Annotated in this window: 16 protein-coding genes; 9 read left to right on the top strand and 7 right to left on the bottom strand. The window is 74.2% G+C overall.

The features are described from left to right. Positions 1-1,555, bottom strand: a 1,555-nt coding sequence (locus EAD98_RS25950) for a bifunctional NAD(P)/FAD-dependent oxidoreductase/class I SAM-dependent methyltransferase (RefSeq protein WP_147457490.1), incomplete at its 3' end; no start/stop codon positions are given. A gap of 74 nt (positions 1,556-1,629) precedes the next feature. On the opposite strand from EAD98_RS25950, the gene EAD98_RS25945 reads away from it, so the two are divergent. Then, positions 1,630-2,223: a helix-turn-helix domain-containing protein gene (locus tag EAD98_RS25945; RefSeq protein WP_121656606.1), complete on the top strand. Its 594-nt coding sequence runs from the start codon at positions 1,630-1,632 to the stop codon at positions 2,221-2,223. Positions 2,224-2,264: 41 nt separating this feature from the next. Here EAD98_RS25945 and EAD98_RS25940 read toward each other — a convergent pair whose 3' ends face one another. Further along, complete coding sequence (locus EAD98_RS25940) at positions 2,265-2,687, bottom strand: ATP-binding protein (protein WP_121656605.1); 423 nt, start codon at positions 2,685-2,687, stop codon at positions 2,265-2,267. Between the two features lie 197 nt (positions 2,688-2,884). Here EAD98_RS25940 and EAD98_RS25935 point away from each other — a divergent pair, with 197 nt between their 5' ends. Then, positions 2,885-3,265, top strand: a complete 381-nt coding sequence (locus EAD98_RS25935) for an STAS domain-containing protein (protein ID WP_255421240.1) — start codon at positions 2,885-2,887, stop codon at positions 3,263-3,265. Here the strand turns inward: EAD98_RS25935 and EAD98_RS25930 are convergent, their stop codons facing one another. The 3 genes from EAD98_RS25930 to EAD98_RS25920 all read right to left on the bottom strand — a co-directional run bounded on the left by EAD98_RS25930 (position 3,266) and on the right by EAD98_RS25920 (position 7,297). Then, positions 3,266-4,498, bottom strand: coding sequence for a PP2C family protein-serine/threonine phosphatase (locus EAD98_RS25930; protein ID WP_121656603.1), 1,233 nt, complete (start codon positions 4,496-4,498; stop codon positions 3,266-3,268). A 145-nt stretch (positions 4,499-4,643) separates the two neighbouring features. Then, positions 4,644-6,392 carry a sulfatase-like hydrolase/transferase gene (locus EAD98_RS25925; RefSeq protein WP_121656602.1) on the bottom strand — a complete coding sequence of 583 codons (1,749 nt, stop codon included), beginning with the start codon at positions 6,390-6,392 and terminating at the stop codon, positions 4,644-4,646. Further along, a complete protein-coding gene (locus EAD98_RS25920) occupies positions 6,392-7,297 on the bottom strand; it encodes a CDP-alcohol phosphatidyltransferase family protein (RefSeq protein ID WP_121656601.1) in 906 nt (301 codons plus the stop codon). Before EAD98_RS25920 ends, EAD98_RS25925 begins: the two co-directional genes overlap by 1 nt. Positions 7,298-7,414: 117 nt before the next feature. On the opposite strand from EAD98_RS25920, the gene EAD98_RS25915 reads away from it, so the two are divergent. From EAD98_RS25915 to EAD98_RS25885, 7 genes are all read left to right on the top strand, one after another. Then, positions 7,415-8,398, top strand: a complete 984-nt coding sequence (locus EAD98_RS25915; protein ID WP_121656600.1) for a zinc-binding alcohol dehydrogenase — start codon at positions 7,415-7,417, stop codon at positions 8,396-8,398. A gap of 2 nt (positions 8,399-8,400) precedes the next feature. Next, on the top strand, positions 8,401-8,799 hold the full coding sequence (locus EAD98_RS25910; protein WP_121656608.1) for a 6-carboxytetrahydropterin synthase: 399 nt from the start codon (positions 8,401-8,403) through the stop codon (positions 8,797-8,799). Positions 8,800-8,852: 53 nt separating this feature from the next. Then, entirely contained in the window at positions 8,853-9,878 is a 1,026-nt protein-coding gene (locus tag EAD98_RS25905; RefSeq protein WP_121656607.1) for a glycosyltransferase family 4 protein, read from the top strand. Then, positions 9,875-10,699: a class I SAM-dependent methyltransferase gene (locus tag EAD98_RS25900; protein WP_121656599.1), complete on the top strand. Its 825-nt coding sequence runs from the start codon at positions 9,875-9,877 to the stop codon at positions 10,697-10,699. Before EAD98_RS25905 ends, EAD98_RS25900 begins: the two co-directional genes overlap by 4 nt. Before the next feature lie 64 nt (positions 10,700-10,763). After that, positions 10,764-11,702 carry a lysylphosphatidylglycerol synthase transmembrane domain-containing protein gene (locus EAD98_RS25895; RefSeq protein WP_121656598.1) on the top strand — a complete coding sequence of 313 codons (939 nt, stop codon included), beginning with the start codon at positions 10,764-10,766 and terminating at the stop codon, positions 11,700-11,702. Between the two features lie 58 nt (positions 11,703-11,760). After that, on the top strand, positions 11,761-12,453 hold the full coding sequence (gene ribA, locus EAD98_RS25890) for a GTP cyclohydrolase II (protein WP_121656597.1): 693 nt from the start codon (positions 11,761-11,763) through the stop codon (positions 12,451-12,453). Then, a complete protein-coding gene (locus EAD98_RS25885; RefSeq protein WP_121656596.1) occupies positions 12,450-13,157 on the top strand; it encodes a dihydrofolate reductase family protein in 708 nt (235 codons plus the stop codon). Before ribA ends, EAD98_RS25885 begins: the two co-directional genes overlap by 4 nt. Here the strand turns inward: EAD98_RS25885 and EAD98_RS25880 are convergent. Further along, positions 13,124-13,618 carry a hypothetical protein gene (locus EAD98_RS25880; protein WP_121656595.1) on the bottom strand — a complete coding sequence of 165 codons (495 nt, stop codon included), beginning with the start codon at positions 13,616-13,618 and terminating at the stop codon, positions 13,124-13,126. The genes EAD98_RS25885 and EAD98_RS25880 overlap by 34 nt on opposite strands. After that, positions 13,611-14,232 (bottom strand): molybdopterin-dependent oxidoreductase (locus tag EAD98_RS25875; RefSeq protein WP_147457489.1); only part of this gene is annotated, 622 nt, incomplete at its 5' end. The genes EAD98_RS25875 and EAD98_RS25880, both read right to left, overlap by 8 nt.

The following is a 14,232-nucleotide window of genomic DNA, read 5'->3' as shown; positions in this document are numbered from 1 at the left end:
GGACCGCGTCGTGCACGGTGATGTTGCGGGTTTCGGGATCGGTGGCTGGGCGGGGGCGGGCTTCGGCCGTTAGCACTTCCCAGTGGGCTGGGTCCAGTGAGGCGGCTACGTCCTCGGCGGTGTACATCATGTCCGGCAGGTGCAGCCGGTGCGCCGACGTCCACAGGTCCGACGGGTGGTGCCCGACGATCAGCAGGGTGCCGCCCGGCGCCACCGCGGCGGCCAGCCGGGCGAACAGCTCCCGCCGCTGCGCCGGTGGCAGGTGCATGAACTGCGCGGACACCAGGTCGTACGCCTTCTCGGCGGGCGGCTTGTCGCGCAGGTCGGCATGCGTGAACTCGACGCGCTCGCCGACGCCGGCGGCCTCGGCGTGCTCCGCGGCCCGGCTCAGCGCCGTGGTGGAGATGTCCACCGCCGTCACCCGCCAGCCGCGTTCGGCCAGCCACACCGCGTCGGCGCCCTCGCCGCTGCCCACGTCCAGCGCCCGCCCCGGGGTCAGATCGGCGGCCTCGGTGACGAGCTGCGGGTTCGGCCGGCCGCTCCACACCGCCGGCCGGGACCGGTAGCGCTCCTCCCACGCCGGCTCCTCGAACGCCGTGGCGAGCACCTGCCGGTACGCGGCCACCGCCTCGCGGGTCTCCTCGGCGATCAGGTCGGCGTTGATCGCCGCCCCGGCGGTGAGTCCGGCCGCGGCGGCCGCGATCACCTGGCCGCGGACGTCGGCCACGTTTCCGGCCACCCACACACCCGGAACGGTCGTCGCCCCCGTGGCGTCGGCCGGGATCTGGGTGCCGATGACGTGCTCGCCCATCGTCACCTCCTCCGGAGCCAGGCCCAACCCGACGAGCATTCCGGCGCGGGGGACCGGCCGTGCCGCGACCACCACCGCGTCGAGTGCCACCACCCGGCCGGACGCGAGCCGTACGCCGGTCAGCGCGTCTCCGGTGACCTCCAGCTCGGCCACCGGGCCGGGCACCACGGCGATGCCGCGCGCGGCGAGCCGCTCGGCCGTCTCCCCGTCCGGTGCGGGCGCGTCGTGCAGCAGGAGCAGCACGTCCGAACTCCACTGCCGCCACATCTCGGCCTGGTGCACGGCCAGCGGACCGGTGGCCAGGATCCCGATCCGCCGGTCCTGGACCTCCCACCCGTGGCAGTACGGGCAGTGCAGCACGTCGCGGCCCCAGCGTTGCGCCGCCCCGGGCACGTCGGGCAGCTCGTCGGTGAGCCCGGTGGTCACCAGCAGCCGGCGGGCCCGCACCGCGCGCCCGTCGTCGAGGCTCAGGCGGAACCCGTCGTCGTCCCGGGTCGCCGCCTCGACCCGCCCGTCCAGGAACGTCCCGCCGTACCCGGCCACCTCGGCACGCCCGGCCGCGACCAGCTCGGCCGGCGGCGTCCCCTCCCGCGCCAGGTAGTTGTGCACGTGGTCGGCCGGAGCGTTGCGCGGCTCGCCGGAGTCGATCACCAGGACCGACCGTCGGGCCCGGCTCAGCGCCAGGGCTCCGCTGAGCCCCGCCGCGCCACCGCCCACCACCACCACGTCGTATGTCTCGTCCACCGGAATCTCCCCTTGGTTGTCGGCTGAGCCCACCATCCGTCGCCGCCGGCCAGGTGGCAACTATCCTTGCCGTTATGGCAAACGACGACAGCACGGCGTTGGCCGCCGTCGGCCCACGGCTGCGCGCCCTGCGTCACCAGCGCGGGACCACGCTGGCCCACCTCTCCGACCTGACCGGCATCTCGGTGAGCACCCTGTCCCGGCTGGAATCCGGCAGCCGCCGCCCCACCCTGGAGCTGCTGCTCCCGCTCGCCCGGGCCTACCAGGTGCCACTGGACGAGCTGGTGGACGCCCCGGCCACCGGCGACCCGCGAGTGCACCCCAAGCCGATCGTCCAGCACGGCGTGACGTTCCTGCCGCTGACCCGCCGACCGGGCGGCGTGCAGGCGTTCAAGCAGATCCTTCCGCCCAACACCCCCACCGGGGAGCACACCCAGCAGACCCACGAGGGGTACGAGTGGATCTACGTGCTCTCCGGCCGGCTACGCCTGCTGCTCGGCGAGCACGACCTGACGCTGACCCCGGGCGAGGTGGCCGAGTTCGACACGCGCGTCCCGCACCGGGTGTTCAACCCGGGCCCCGGCACCACCGAGGTCCTCAACCTCTACGGGCCGCAGGGGGAGCGGCTGCACGTCCGCGCCCGCCCCGCCGCGCCCGACAAGGGGTAGTCGTCCGCTCTGGACGGCGAGGAGGTGGCTGGCGTTTCCGGTCATCGGACCAGTGACGTTCGTACCTCGGTGAGGTGTTTGGTGATGCGTAGCAGCACGTGGTCCGGTGGCCCGGCGACGAAGGCGGCCTCGTCGGCGAGTGCGGCGATCAAGGGCAGTCCGCGGCCGCCGACGGTGAGCGGGGCGGGGAGCTCAGCGTTGAGTCCGGCGCCGTTGGGGGCACTACCGCGGTTGCCGACCTCGAGCTGGCAGACGTCGTCGTCGATGATGATGGCGATGTCGACGCTGCTGTTGGGATCGGCGTGCATCACCGCGTTGGCGCAGGCCTCGGTGATCAGCACGGCGAGGTGGCCACGGGAGTCCTCGGCGGCGTCGGTGAGGCTCAGCAGGGTGGTGAGTACATGGCGGGCGCGGGTCACCGAGGACGGTTGTCGCGGGAGTGACAGCGTCATGGTCACGCGCATTGCGCAGTTCCTCCTCAGCCCGTGCGTGACCACGCCGGACTCCTGTCTCGTACATTGCTGCGCTAAGCGGGATGCATCGGTTGCGACCAGCACTACCCGGCGTTGCCTGCGGTGAAACGGTCGCGGTGTCGGCTCGACGTACGGCGGCCGGCGGCGGTTCGCCCGACGGCAGAATAGGGTAAGCGGGGATCATCGGCGTGAGAGGGGTTGTTGTGGATCTGCTGTTGTCGGTTCGGCCGGGCCGGGGTTGCACCGTGATCGAGGTGCACGGCGAGCTGGACATGGCGACGGCCCCGCAGCTGCGCGAGGGTCTGCAACGCTCGATCGACGCTGGTGACCGTCGGATAGTGATGGATCTGTCCGGGGTGGGGTTCATGGACTCCAGCGCGCTGGGCGCACTGGTGGTGTCGTTCAAGGCGTTGCGTGAGCTGGGCGGCCGGATGTGCTTCGCCGGGGTGCAGCCCGCTGTGCGCAGCGTCCTGACGGTCACGTCGGTGGATCGAGTCATCCATGTCCATGACAGCGTGCAGGCGGCTGAGGCCGACGTGCTGTCCAAGGACGACGCGACTGGCCGGTAGTCAGTCGGACAGCGCGGTGCTGGCACGCGCCTGGTCGGCGCCAGCGCTGGTCCGCCGGTCCTCGCTGTGCCCGCCGTGCCAGTCGAGGATGAACAGGGTGGCGTCATCGGCCAGAGTCGGTCCGCTGACCTCGAGCACGGCATCGGCCAAGGCCCGGGCCGCCTCCCGCGGGTGCAGACCGGCGATCGACCGCAACATGGCCGGTAGGTCCAGGCTGGCGGCGTTGCGCTCCCGCATGCCATCGGTGACCACCACCAGACGGTCGCCCGGTCGCAGCGTGATCTCGCCGGCGCGGTAACCGGTCTCGGCGAACATGCCCAGGGGGAAGTTGGCCGGCAGCGGCAGCGTCCGGGTGTCCCCGTCGCGCACCAGCAGCGGCGGCACGTGCCCGGCGTTGAGCAGTGCGCACACCCCGGTGCGCAGGTCGAGACGGCCGAGGACCGCCGTGATGTAACTGCCGGGCACGGCGGCGTTTTCGGCGACATCGGCATTCGCGGCCTCGGCCTGCTCCACCAGACCGGCCGCGCGGCGGCGGCTGTTGCGCAGGCTGCCCACACCCAGCGTGGCCGTCAGCGCGCTGGCCACCCCGTGGCCCATCGCGTCGGTGACGCTGAAGTGCAGCACGTCCCGGCCGACGCTGTAGTCGAAGGTGTCCCCGCCGATGCTGGCGGCGGGTTCGAGCCAGCCGGACAGGGTGAACGCACTACCCTCACACGTGAACGAGCCGGGCAGCAGGCGGCGCTGGATCTCCCCGGACAGGGTGAACGGGGTCGTCCGTTGCCCCCACTCGAAAAGGTCGGTGTACCGCCGGTTGGCAATCACCACGAACGCCAACACGTGCGCCGCGCGGGCGATCTCCTCCAGTGCCCGCGGAGCGGGTTCGTCCGGCAGGACCATCTCGAGCAGGCCGATCGCCTCACCACGGTCGGTCACCGGCGCCAACACCGTCCACCTGTCCGGCTGCGCGACAACCTGCACCGTCTGGGTGCGTAGCGCCTGCTCGGCGGGGCCGCCGTCGAACGGCAGCACCGTGGCGACCTCAGCACCGTCCCGGCGGCCCTGACCGCCGCCGTCGAGTGGCACGTGGGCCAACCGGACCAGCGCCCGGCCGCTGAGGTCCGCGATCAGGAACGCGACGCTACGTGCGCCCAGCGCCGCACCGAGTTCCCGGGTGACCGCCTCGACCGCCTCGACCGGCGAGGCGTTCTCCGCCGCATCCAACATATGGGCCATGAGCCGCCCTTGACTGCTTTCCACCGTCGGAGCCTACGAGACCATACCGGTCGTCGCCGCGAACGAGGATAGCCACAGCGGCGTCGGCAGCCGCGAACAGGTCCAGATCCAGGGCTGTAGGTGGCCCGGCCCCGCTGGCTCTGGTTCAGCGGGGCGCGGCGATCGGCGGTGTCGACGGCCCGAACGTGGTCAGGAACCGGTCCCGGAAGGTGTCCATCGGCCAGACCGGAGCCTCCGGACCGGGCCGCAGGCCGTCCTGCCACCCCCAGCCCGCCGCCCGGTCGAGCACGGCCGGGTCGCGGGCGACGATGGTGATCGGCACGTCCCGGCTCGCGCCCTCGCCGGTGACCACCGGCGACGGCTGGTGGTCGCCGAGGAAGACCAGGACCAGGTCGTCGTCCCCGTACGTCTGCACGTAGGAGATCAACGTCTCCAGCGAGTACGCGATGGCCTGCCGGTACCCGCCGCGGATCTGGCCGGCGTTCCGGTCGTCGGCCTCGCCGCTGTCCTCGCCCACGGCGGAGCCGTGGTAGATCGAGCCGTCACCCACCTCGTCCCACCCGATCATTCGCGGCACCGCCGTCCAGGGGGAGTGACTGGAGATCAGCGGGATCTCGGCCATCACCGGGCGGTCCGCGCCGGCGCGAACCTGCCGCTGGAAGAACGACAACGTGTACTGGTCGGGCATCGGCGCGTAGCTGAACTTCGGGCCCCGGTAGCCGAGCGCCTCCGCGTCGTAGTAGCGGTCGTAGTCGAAAAATCCCTGCTCCGGCCACGGCTGGGTGGCCGCCGGGAGCACACCGACGGTCTCCCAGCCGGCCCGGCGGAAGGCGCCGTTGAGGGTGAGCCGGTCGCTGGCCAGCAGGCTGCGGTGCCGCTGCTCGTTGTCCGTCCACAGGCCGGACAGCAGCGTGTCGTGCGCCAGCCAGCTGCCGCCGCCGAAGGTGGGGGAGGTGAGGAAGCCACTGCGGGCGTGGTACCCGGCCGCGCGCAGCTGCTCCGTGCCGGCGTCCAGCACCGCGTTGACCTGCGGCGCCAGCTCCGGGTCCTCCACCGCGTCGCGGCCGTAGCTCTCCACGAACGCGAGGATGACGTCCTTGCCGCGCAGCCCGGTCAACAGTTGATCACCCGGGGTGTCGTCGAACGGGTCGGCGGCGATCTGGGCGCCGAACCTCTCCCGGTCGTGCAGACGCGCGTCCACCTGGGTCGCGTGCGCGCCGACCAGCGCGGTCGTCCCGGCGTCGGCCACCGGCACGCCCGGTACGATCCGCACGCCGACGACGGCGCAGGCCACCCACGCGACGGTCAGTGAAGCCACCGCCCGGGTCGCCACCCGTTCATGCCGGACCAGCAGCGACGCCAACCGACGCAGCGCCAGCGTCAGCACCAGCAGCAGCGCGCCGACCAGCAGCAGGACGCCGATCACCGCGCCGACCGCGCCGGCCCGACCGGCCGAGTCACGGACGAAACCGAACGCGTCGTCCAGCAGCAGCCAGTCCAGCACCAGGTCGAACGGCCGGTCGAGAGCCGTCCGGAAGCCCAGGTCGGCGAGCTTCACGATGGCGAGCAGGCCGAGCAGCGGCCCGACCACGGCCACCACCAGCCGCCGGGGCCGCGCCGGCAGGGCCAGCAGCAGCGCGGCGACGAGCAGCCCCTCCAGCGGAATGCGCAAAAAGGCGCCCGGCGTGAGCAGGCCCAGCCGGTCCGGGCCGACCAGCACGGCGAACACCAGGAACACCGCCAGCGCGCTGCCCACCCCGCCCGCCACCCGCCGCGCCGGGCCGCGCCCGGCCGCGGCCGACACCCCGGGAGTACGCGCCGACACCTCGTCCGCTCCGGCGGAGCGCGAACGGAACCGGCCGGCCAGCCGGCGCACCCGGGCGGGAAGGGTCATCACAGCCTCCAGTCGGAGTGGACCGTACCGCCCGAGCGGGTCGCCATCGCCGGCGTGGGAGCGGGCACCGGCAACAGGGGAGGCAGTGCCACGGTCGACGGCACGACCACCGGCAGTCGGGTCGGCAGAGCCAGCGGTTCGGCCACCGGAGCGGGCACCTTCGGCACGGTCCGTGCCGGCGGGACAGGCGGCGAGGTCGGCGCCGGCGCGGCAACCGGCGTCGGGAGGGCCCGTCGGGACGCCGGCCGGCGCCGCCACAACCACGCCACGTCCCGGCCGAACGACTCGACCAGCAGAGCCAACGCCACCACCAGCACCAGAGTGGTCCACGGCTCGGGCAGCACCCCCGCCGCGGCCACCGCCAGCACCACCCCCTGCGCGGCGGCCACCACCTTGCGCCAGAAGCGCGGCGGCAGCGATCCGCTCAGCCAGGGCAGCACCGCGCTCGCCGCGACGAACGCGTACCGCATTCCGCCGATGGCCAGCACCCACCCGCCGGCGGTCGGCGCGACGTGCACGCTGAGCACCAGGATCAGGAACGCGTCGACCTCCATGTCGAAGCGGGCGCCGAGCGCGCTCACCGTGCCGGTGCGCCGCGCCACCTGCCCGTCCACCGCGTCCAGCAGCAACGCCACCGCGCTCACGGTGACCAGCAACCCCACCGGCGCGGGCCGGCCGAACGAGTCGACCACCAGCGCGGTGACCGCGCCGACCAGGACGGCCCGGGTCAGCGTCACCCGGTCGGCCGGGCCGAGGCGGGACGCACCGGCCCGGTGCAGGCCCCGACTCAACGCGACGCAGGTGACCATCGCGTAGCCGGTCCCGACCAGCCAGGCTGCGCCGCCCAGCCCCACCGTGGCGGTCAGCGCCGCCAGCACGACCAGTTGCGCGCTCAGCCCGATCATCGGACCACTTCGAACCGTGGGCACCGTACCTCCGTGTTTATGATCGACGACCCCGACAGGGAACACGGAAAAGGTGGCCGTTCGGTTCGGCCGGGAGCAAAGGTGAGGTGCGCGACGGTGATCCGCGAGGCGTACGCCTGCTGGGTGCGCGAGCCCGGCGCGGCGGAGATCCGGCCGGTGTCGTTGCCCGCTCCGGGCCCCGACGAGGTGCTGGTCCGGGCACGCTACTCCGGGGTCAGCCGGGGCACCGAGACGCTGGTCTTCGCCGGCCGGGTCCCCGCCGACCAGCACGCCGCGATGCGTGCGCCCTTCCAGGAGGGCGACTTCCCCGGCCCGGTGAAGTACGGGTACCTCAGCGTCGGCGTGGTCGAAGAGGGCCCACCGGAGCTGCTCGGACGCACGGTCTTCTGCCTGCATCCGCACCAGAGCGCGTACGTCGTGCCGGCCACCGCCGTGGTGCCGGTGCCGGACGACGTGCCGCCCGCCCGCGCGGTGCTCGCCGGCACGGTGGAGACCGCGGTGAACGCCCTGTGGGACGCCGCGCCGCTGGTCGGCGACCGGGTCAGCGTGGTCGGTGCGGGCATGGTGGGCTGCTGCGTCGCGGCCCTGCTCGCCCGCTTTCCCGGCGTGCAGGTCGAGCTGGTCGACACCGACGCCCGCCGCGCGGGGATCGCGGGCGCGCTCGGCGTCGGGTTCGCCCAGCCGGCCGACGCGTCCGGCGATCAGGACCTGGTCGTGCACGCCAGCGCCACCGCCGCCGGTCTGCAACAGTCGCTGGACCTGCTCGCGCCGGAGGGCACGGTGATCGAGCTGAGCTGGTACGGCGACCGCCCGGTGCAGGTGTCGCTCGGCGGGGCGTTCCACTCCGGACGCCTGACCGTGCGCAGCAGCCAGGTCGGCATGGTCGCGCCCGCACGGCGGGGGCGGCGCAGCTACACCGACCGGCTGGCGCTCGCCCTGGACCTGCTCGACGATCCGGCCTTCGACGCGTTGATCACCGGCGCGTCCCGGTTCGAGGAGCTGCCCGACGTCCTCGCTCGACTGAGCGCCGGTGACCTTGCCGCGCTCTGCCACCTCATCACCTACGACGACGGGGAGTGACCGTGTTCAGCGTGACCGTTCGGGATCACATGATGATCGCCCACAGTTTCCGGGGCGAGGTGTTCGGCCCGGCCCAGCGCCTGCACGGCGCGACCTTCGTGGTGGACGCGACGTTCCGCCGGCCGGACCTGGACGCCGACGGCATCGTGGTCGACATCGGTCTGGCCACCGAGCAGCTGCGGGCAGTGCTCGGCGAGCTGACCTACCGCAACCTCGACGACGAGGCCGCGTTCGCCGGAGTGAACACCACCACCGAGGTGCTGGCCCGCACCGTCGCCGACCGGCTGGCCGAGCGGGCGCACGCCGGTGAGCTGGGCGCCGGGGCGCGTGAGCTGTCCGGCATCACCGTCACCCTGCACGAGTCGCACATCGCCTGGGCCAGCTACGAGCGGCAACTGTGATCGGGGCGGGCCGGGCGACACCGGTCGACCGGCCCGCTTCGCCCGGCAACGTGGTGCATGTCGTGCTGCCTGGCGACATCGACGACCCGGCCACGCCCAGCGGCGGCAACACCTACGACCGGCGGATCTGTCGAGGGCTCGGCGAGCGGGGCTGGTCGGTGCGTGAACATGCCGTGCCCGGCGCCTGGCCGAACCCCGACCCGGCCGACCGGGCGGAGCTGGCCCGCCTGCTGGCCGCGACGCCGGACGACGCCGTGGTGCTGCTCGACGGCCTGATCGCCTCGACCGTTCCAGACCTGCTCGCCCCGCACGCCCAGCGGCTGCGCCTGGTCGTTTTGGTGCACCTGCCGCTGGACGACGAGGCCGAGGCCCGCGCCCTGGCCACCGCACGGGCCGTCGTCACCACCAGCGAGTGGACGCGCCGGCGACTGCTGGCCCGCCATCCGCTGCCCGCCGACCGGGTCCGGGCCGCGCCGCCGGGGGTGACGCCCGCCCCGCCGGCGCCCGGCTCGGTCGCCGGCGACCGGCTGCTCTGCGTGGCGGCCGTCACCCGTCACAAGGGACACGACGTGCTGGTGGAGGCCCTGTCCACGCTCGCGGGGCTGCCGTGGACGCTGGTCTGCGCCGGCACGCTGGCCCGGGAGCCGGACCTCGTGCACCGGCTGCGGGAGCGCCTCGCCGGCGCGGGTGTCGCCGACCGGGTCCGACTGGCCGGCCCGCTGACCGGCGCCGCGCTGGACGCCGCGTACGCCGCCGCCGACCTGCTGGTGTTGCCCTCGCGGGGCGAGACGTACGGGATGGTCGTCACCGAAGCTCTGGCCCGGGGGCTGCCGGTGCTGGCGACCGACGTGGGTGGGCTGCCGGAGGCGCTCGGCCGGGTCCCCGGCGGTGACCGCCCCGGGCTGCTGGTCCCGCCGGACGAACCGGCCGCGCTGGCCGACGCGCTGGCCCGTTGGCTGGGCGACGACGCCCTGCGCGCCCGGCTGCGCCGTGCCGCCCTGGCCCGGCGGGACACCCTGACCGACTGGCCGGTGACGACCGCGCTGCTGGCCGCCGTGCTCAAGGAGGTGGCGGCATGACCGTCGAGGAGACCCTGCCGTTCGCCGACTGGCTGCGGCTGCGCGAGCCCGCCGACGCGGCGGCCCGCGCCGAGGACCTGGTCGACGTGGTCCGCCCCGCGCTGGCAGGCGACACCCCGATCCGGATCCACGACCTGGGCAGCGGCACCGGCTCGATGAGCCGCTGGCTGGCTGCCCGGCTGCCCGGCCCGCAGCACTGGGTGCTGCACGACCGGGACGCCGACCTGCTGGCCAGGGCCGCCGAGGGCATGGCCGGGGTCACCGCCGCCGACGGCGCGCCGGTCACGGTCAGCACCAAGTGCGGGGACCTCACCCGGCTGACCGGCGCGGACCTGGCCGACGGCGCCCTGGTCACCGCGTCCGCGCTGCTGGACATGCTGACCGTCGAGGAGGTCGAGCGGGTGGTCGCCGCCTGCGTCGACGCCGGCCGTCCCACCCTGTTCGCGATCTCGGTCACCGGGCGGGTCCAGCTCACCCCGCCCGACCCGCTGGACCCGGCGGTCGAGGCCGCGTTCAACGACCACCAGCGGCGTACCGTCGACGGCCGGCGGCTGCTCGGCCCGGACGCCGTCGCGGCCACCGCCGCCGCGTTCGCCCGCCGGGGCGTCCCGGTCCGGGAGCGGCCCAGCCCGTGGCGACTCGGCCCGGACCAGGCGGACCTGGCCGCCGAGTGGTTCCGGGGCTGGCTGGGCGCGGCCTGCGCGCAGCGTCCGGAGTTGGCCGGCCCGGCCCGGGCGTACGCCGAGCGCCGGTTGACCGACGCGGCGGCCGGCCGCCTCACGGTGCAGGTCGACCACCGGGACCTCCTGGCCGGCGGATGAACCGCTGGCGCCCCTGGTACGTGCACTAGGGCAAGTGAACGATCTTCAGGGAGGACCGGCGCGGATGTTCTGGGCCTGGGCACGAGTCGTCGGCGGGGTGGGCCTGCTCGCCGTCCTGCTGTGGCAGGTGGGCACCGGCCCGTTCCTGGCCGGGGTGCGGCTGATCGACGCACCGGCGCTGACCGCGGCGCTGCTCATCGGTGTGCTCACCACAGTCTGCGCGGCCTGGCGGTGGAGTCTGGTCGCCGGTGGCCTGGGCGTACGGCTGCCGCTGACGACCGCGGTAGCGCACTGCTACCGCGCGGTGTTCCTCAACGCCACCCTGCCCGGCGGTGTGCTCGGCGACGTGCACCGGGCGGTACGGCACGGCCGGGACGCCGGTGACGTCAGCCGGGGCATCCGCGCGGTGGTCTGGGAACGTGCCGCCGGTCAGGTGGTTCTGGTGGCCGTCGCGCTGGTGGTGCTGGCCGCCTTCCCGTCGCCGGTGCGGCCGTACCTGCCGGTCGCCGTCGCGTTGCTGGTCGCCGCCGGGCTGGCGGCCGTGCTGCTGGCGCGGGTCCTGCCGCGGGCCGGCCGGTCGCGCTGGGCGCGAGGACTGCGCACCGCCGTGGCGGACGTCCGGGCCGGGCTGCTGGCCCGGCGGACCTGGTTCGGGGTGCTGGTCGCCTCCACCGTGATGGTCGCCGGTCACCTGGCCACCTTCCTGGTGGCGGCGCGTACCGCCGGCTCCGACGCCCCGCTGTCCCGGCTGCTCCCGTTGACCCTGCTCGCGCTGCTGGCCATGGGCCTGCCGCTGAACATCGCCGGGTTCGGGCCGCGCGAGGGAGTGGCCGCCTGGGTGTTCGGGGCGGCCGGCCTCACCGCGGCCGAGGGGATCGCCACGGCCACCGTCTACGGTGGACTGGTGCTGGTGGCCAGCCTGCCGGGTGCCGCCGTGCTGCTCGCCCGGCGTGCTCGGACTCCGGCCGCCGGTCGGGAAGCCGCCTCCGGTAGCGGCTGTTGAACCGGTTGTGAGACGGTACGCGTCACCGCACGGTGGTGGCCCCGGACAAAGGAGTCCCATGCCCGAAGCATTGCCGGTCGCCACGGTCCGTACGCAGGTCACGGTGCCGCTGACCTTCCCCGACGGCTATGCCACGACCGCCCGGGTGTTCACGTTCAAGGGCCTGGTGGACGGCCGGGAACACCTCGCCCTCGGCCTCGGCGACTGGGCCGGCGCTCTGGACCGGCTCGCTGCCGACGGTGAGCCGCCACTGGTCCGCCCGCACAGCGAGTGCCTGACCGGTGACGTGTTCGGCAGCCAGCGCTGCGACTGCGGTCCACAGTTGCGCGAGGCGGTGCAGCGGATCGCCGAGACCGGTGGTTTCCTGCTCTACCTGCGGCAGGAGGGTCGGGGCATCGGCCTGTACGCCAAGCTCGACGCGTACGCCCTTCAGGACGCCGGGCTGGACACGTACCAGGCCAACGTGGCGCTCGGCCGGGGCGAGGACGAGCGGGACTACAGTGCCGCCGCGCAGATGCTCGCCACCCTCGGCGTGCCCCGGATCCGGCTGCTCAGCAACAACCCGGACAAGGCCGACCAGTTAACCCGTTTCGGTGTGGCGGTCGCCGAGCGGGTGCCCACCGGCATCTACCTCTCCCCGGCCAACGCCGACTACCTCGCGGCGAAGGCGGCCAAGGCCGCGGAGACCGAGGCGGAGTCCGCGGAGGTGGCGTCGGCTGGTCGTACCCCCGATCGGCCCGTGGCCCCGTGAGCTGCCGGCCGGCGCCGGCGCGGCCGTACGTGCTGCTGAGCTGCGCCACCTCCATCGACGGGTACATCGACGACGCCTCCGACCAGCGGCTGCTGCTGTCCAACGCGGACGACCTGGACCGGGTCGACGCGGTCCGGGCCAGCTGCGACGCGATCCTGGTCGGTGCCGGTACGGTCCGCCGCGACGATCCCCGGCTGCTCGTGCGCTCGGCCCCGCGACGGGCCGAGCGGGTGGCCTGCGGGCGGCCCGCCTCACCCATCAAGGTCACCCTGACCGGCCGGGGGGACCTCGACCCCACGGCTCGGTTCTTCACGGCCGGCGACGCGGCCCGGCTCGTCTACTGCGCCACCGACGCGCTGGAGAAGACCCGGGAACGCCTCGGCCGGCTGGCCACCGTGGTGGACGCGGGCGAACTGGTCGACCCCGAATGGCTGCTGGCCGACCTGGCCGCCCGGGGTGTGCGGCGGTTGATGGTGGAGGGGGGTGGAACGGTGCACGCCCAGTTCCTCACCGCCGGCCTCGCCGACGAGCTGCACCTGGTGGTCGCCCCGTTCTTCGTCGGCGACGGCCGGGCGCCCCGGTTCGTCGGAGAGGGCCGTTTTCCCTGGCACCCCGGCCGTCGGGCGCGGCTGGCCGAGGCTCGCCAGATCGGCGACGTGGTCCTGCTCCGCTACGCCCTCTCCGACCGCTTTCCGGACGACTGACGCCGGCGGGCGAGGGCGCGCAGCGCGTACGTGAGGGCGCTGAGGACGAACAGGGCGGCGGTGAGTTGGAGCCAGCGGGCCAGGTAGGGGTGCTGGTCCTGGCCGGTGGCGGCGAGGTGGGTGGTTTCACCCAACCTCAGGATGCCGGGAGCGAAGACCAGGAGGAGCAGGGCGCTGGCAAGCGCCGGCACCCGCAGGTGGTTCAGCAGGGCGACCCGGTTGCCCGCCCGGTGCCGCACCAGCGCCCGCAGCACGCGGTCGGCGGTCGCGTACAGCGGAAAGAGCACCAGGTCGTGGGCGATGACCGCGCCGAGGAACCAGAGCAGCATCCGACCGGCGGTCGCCTCCCCGGCCAGCCGCAGCGCCACCCAACCGGCGAGCACGATGGCGGCCGTCACGACGATCAGATGCCGAGAGCCGGCGCCGTAGCCGGCGCGCAGCCGGGACGCCGGGTCACCCATCGGCGCGGCCCTGGAAGTCGATCTCGGCGACCCACTTCGTGCAGTGCACCCCGGGCAGAGCCGGCACGATGACCCGGGCCGGGTAGCCGTGGTCGGGGGAGAGGTCGACGCCGTTGACCCGGAGCGCGAGCAGCGAGTCCGGGTCGAGGACCTGGTTGGGCGCGAGCATCGCCGTCCGGAACAGCCCGGCCCGCTCCAACGACGACACCCGTGCGGCGGCCGGGTCGGCGACCCCGGCCAGGGCGGCGAGGTCCCGCAGCCGTACGCCGGTCCAGGTCTGCCGGGTCGACCAGCCCTCCACGCAGGAGATGGGGAGCGCGGCGGTGTGCTGCGCCATGGCCAGCAGCCCGGGCCGGTCCAGGGTCACCGTCCGGTCGCCGCCGCGCAGGATCAGTCGCCAGTCGGGGCCGGTCTGCTCGGGGCGTACGCCGGCGGCGGCGATCGTGCGGTTGACCGGGAAGCCGTTCGGTCCGGGACCGGGCTGGCGGCCCCGGGGCAGGAGCAGCGCGGTGCGGCGCAGCGGGCCGTCCAGGCTTTGCCCGACAGTCAGCGCCGCCAGCAGCAGCGCGCCGCCGCCGACCAGGCCGACCGCGCCGCGCCGGCTGACCGTCGCT

The organism is Micromonospora sp. CV4 (genome assembly GCF_003667455.1).
Classification (GTDB): Bacteria; Actinomycetota; Actinomycetes; order Mycobacteriales; family Micromonosporaceae; genus Micromonospora.
The sequence above is the reverse complement of the archived record's forward strand: the minus strand, read 5'-3'. Positions and strand labels throughout refer to the sequence as shown.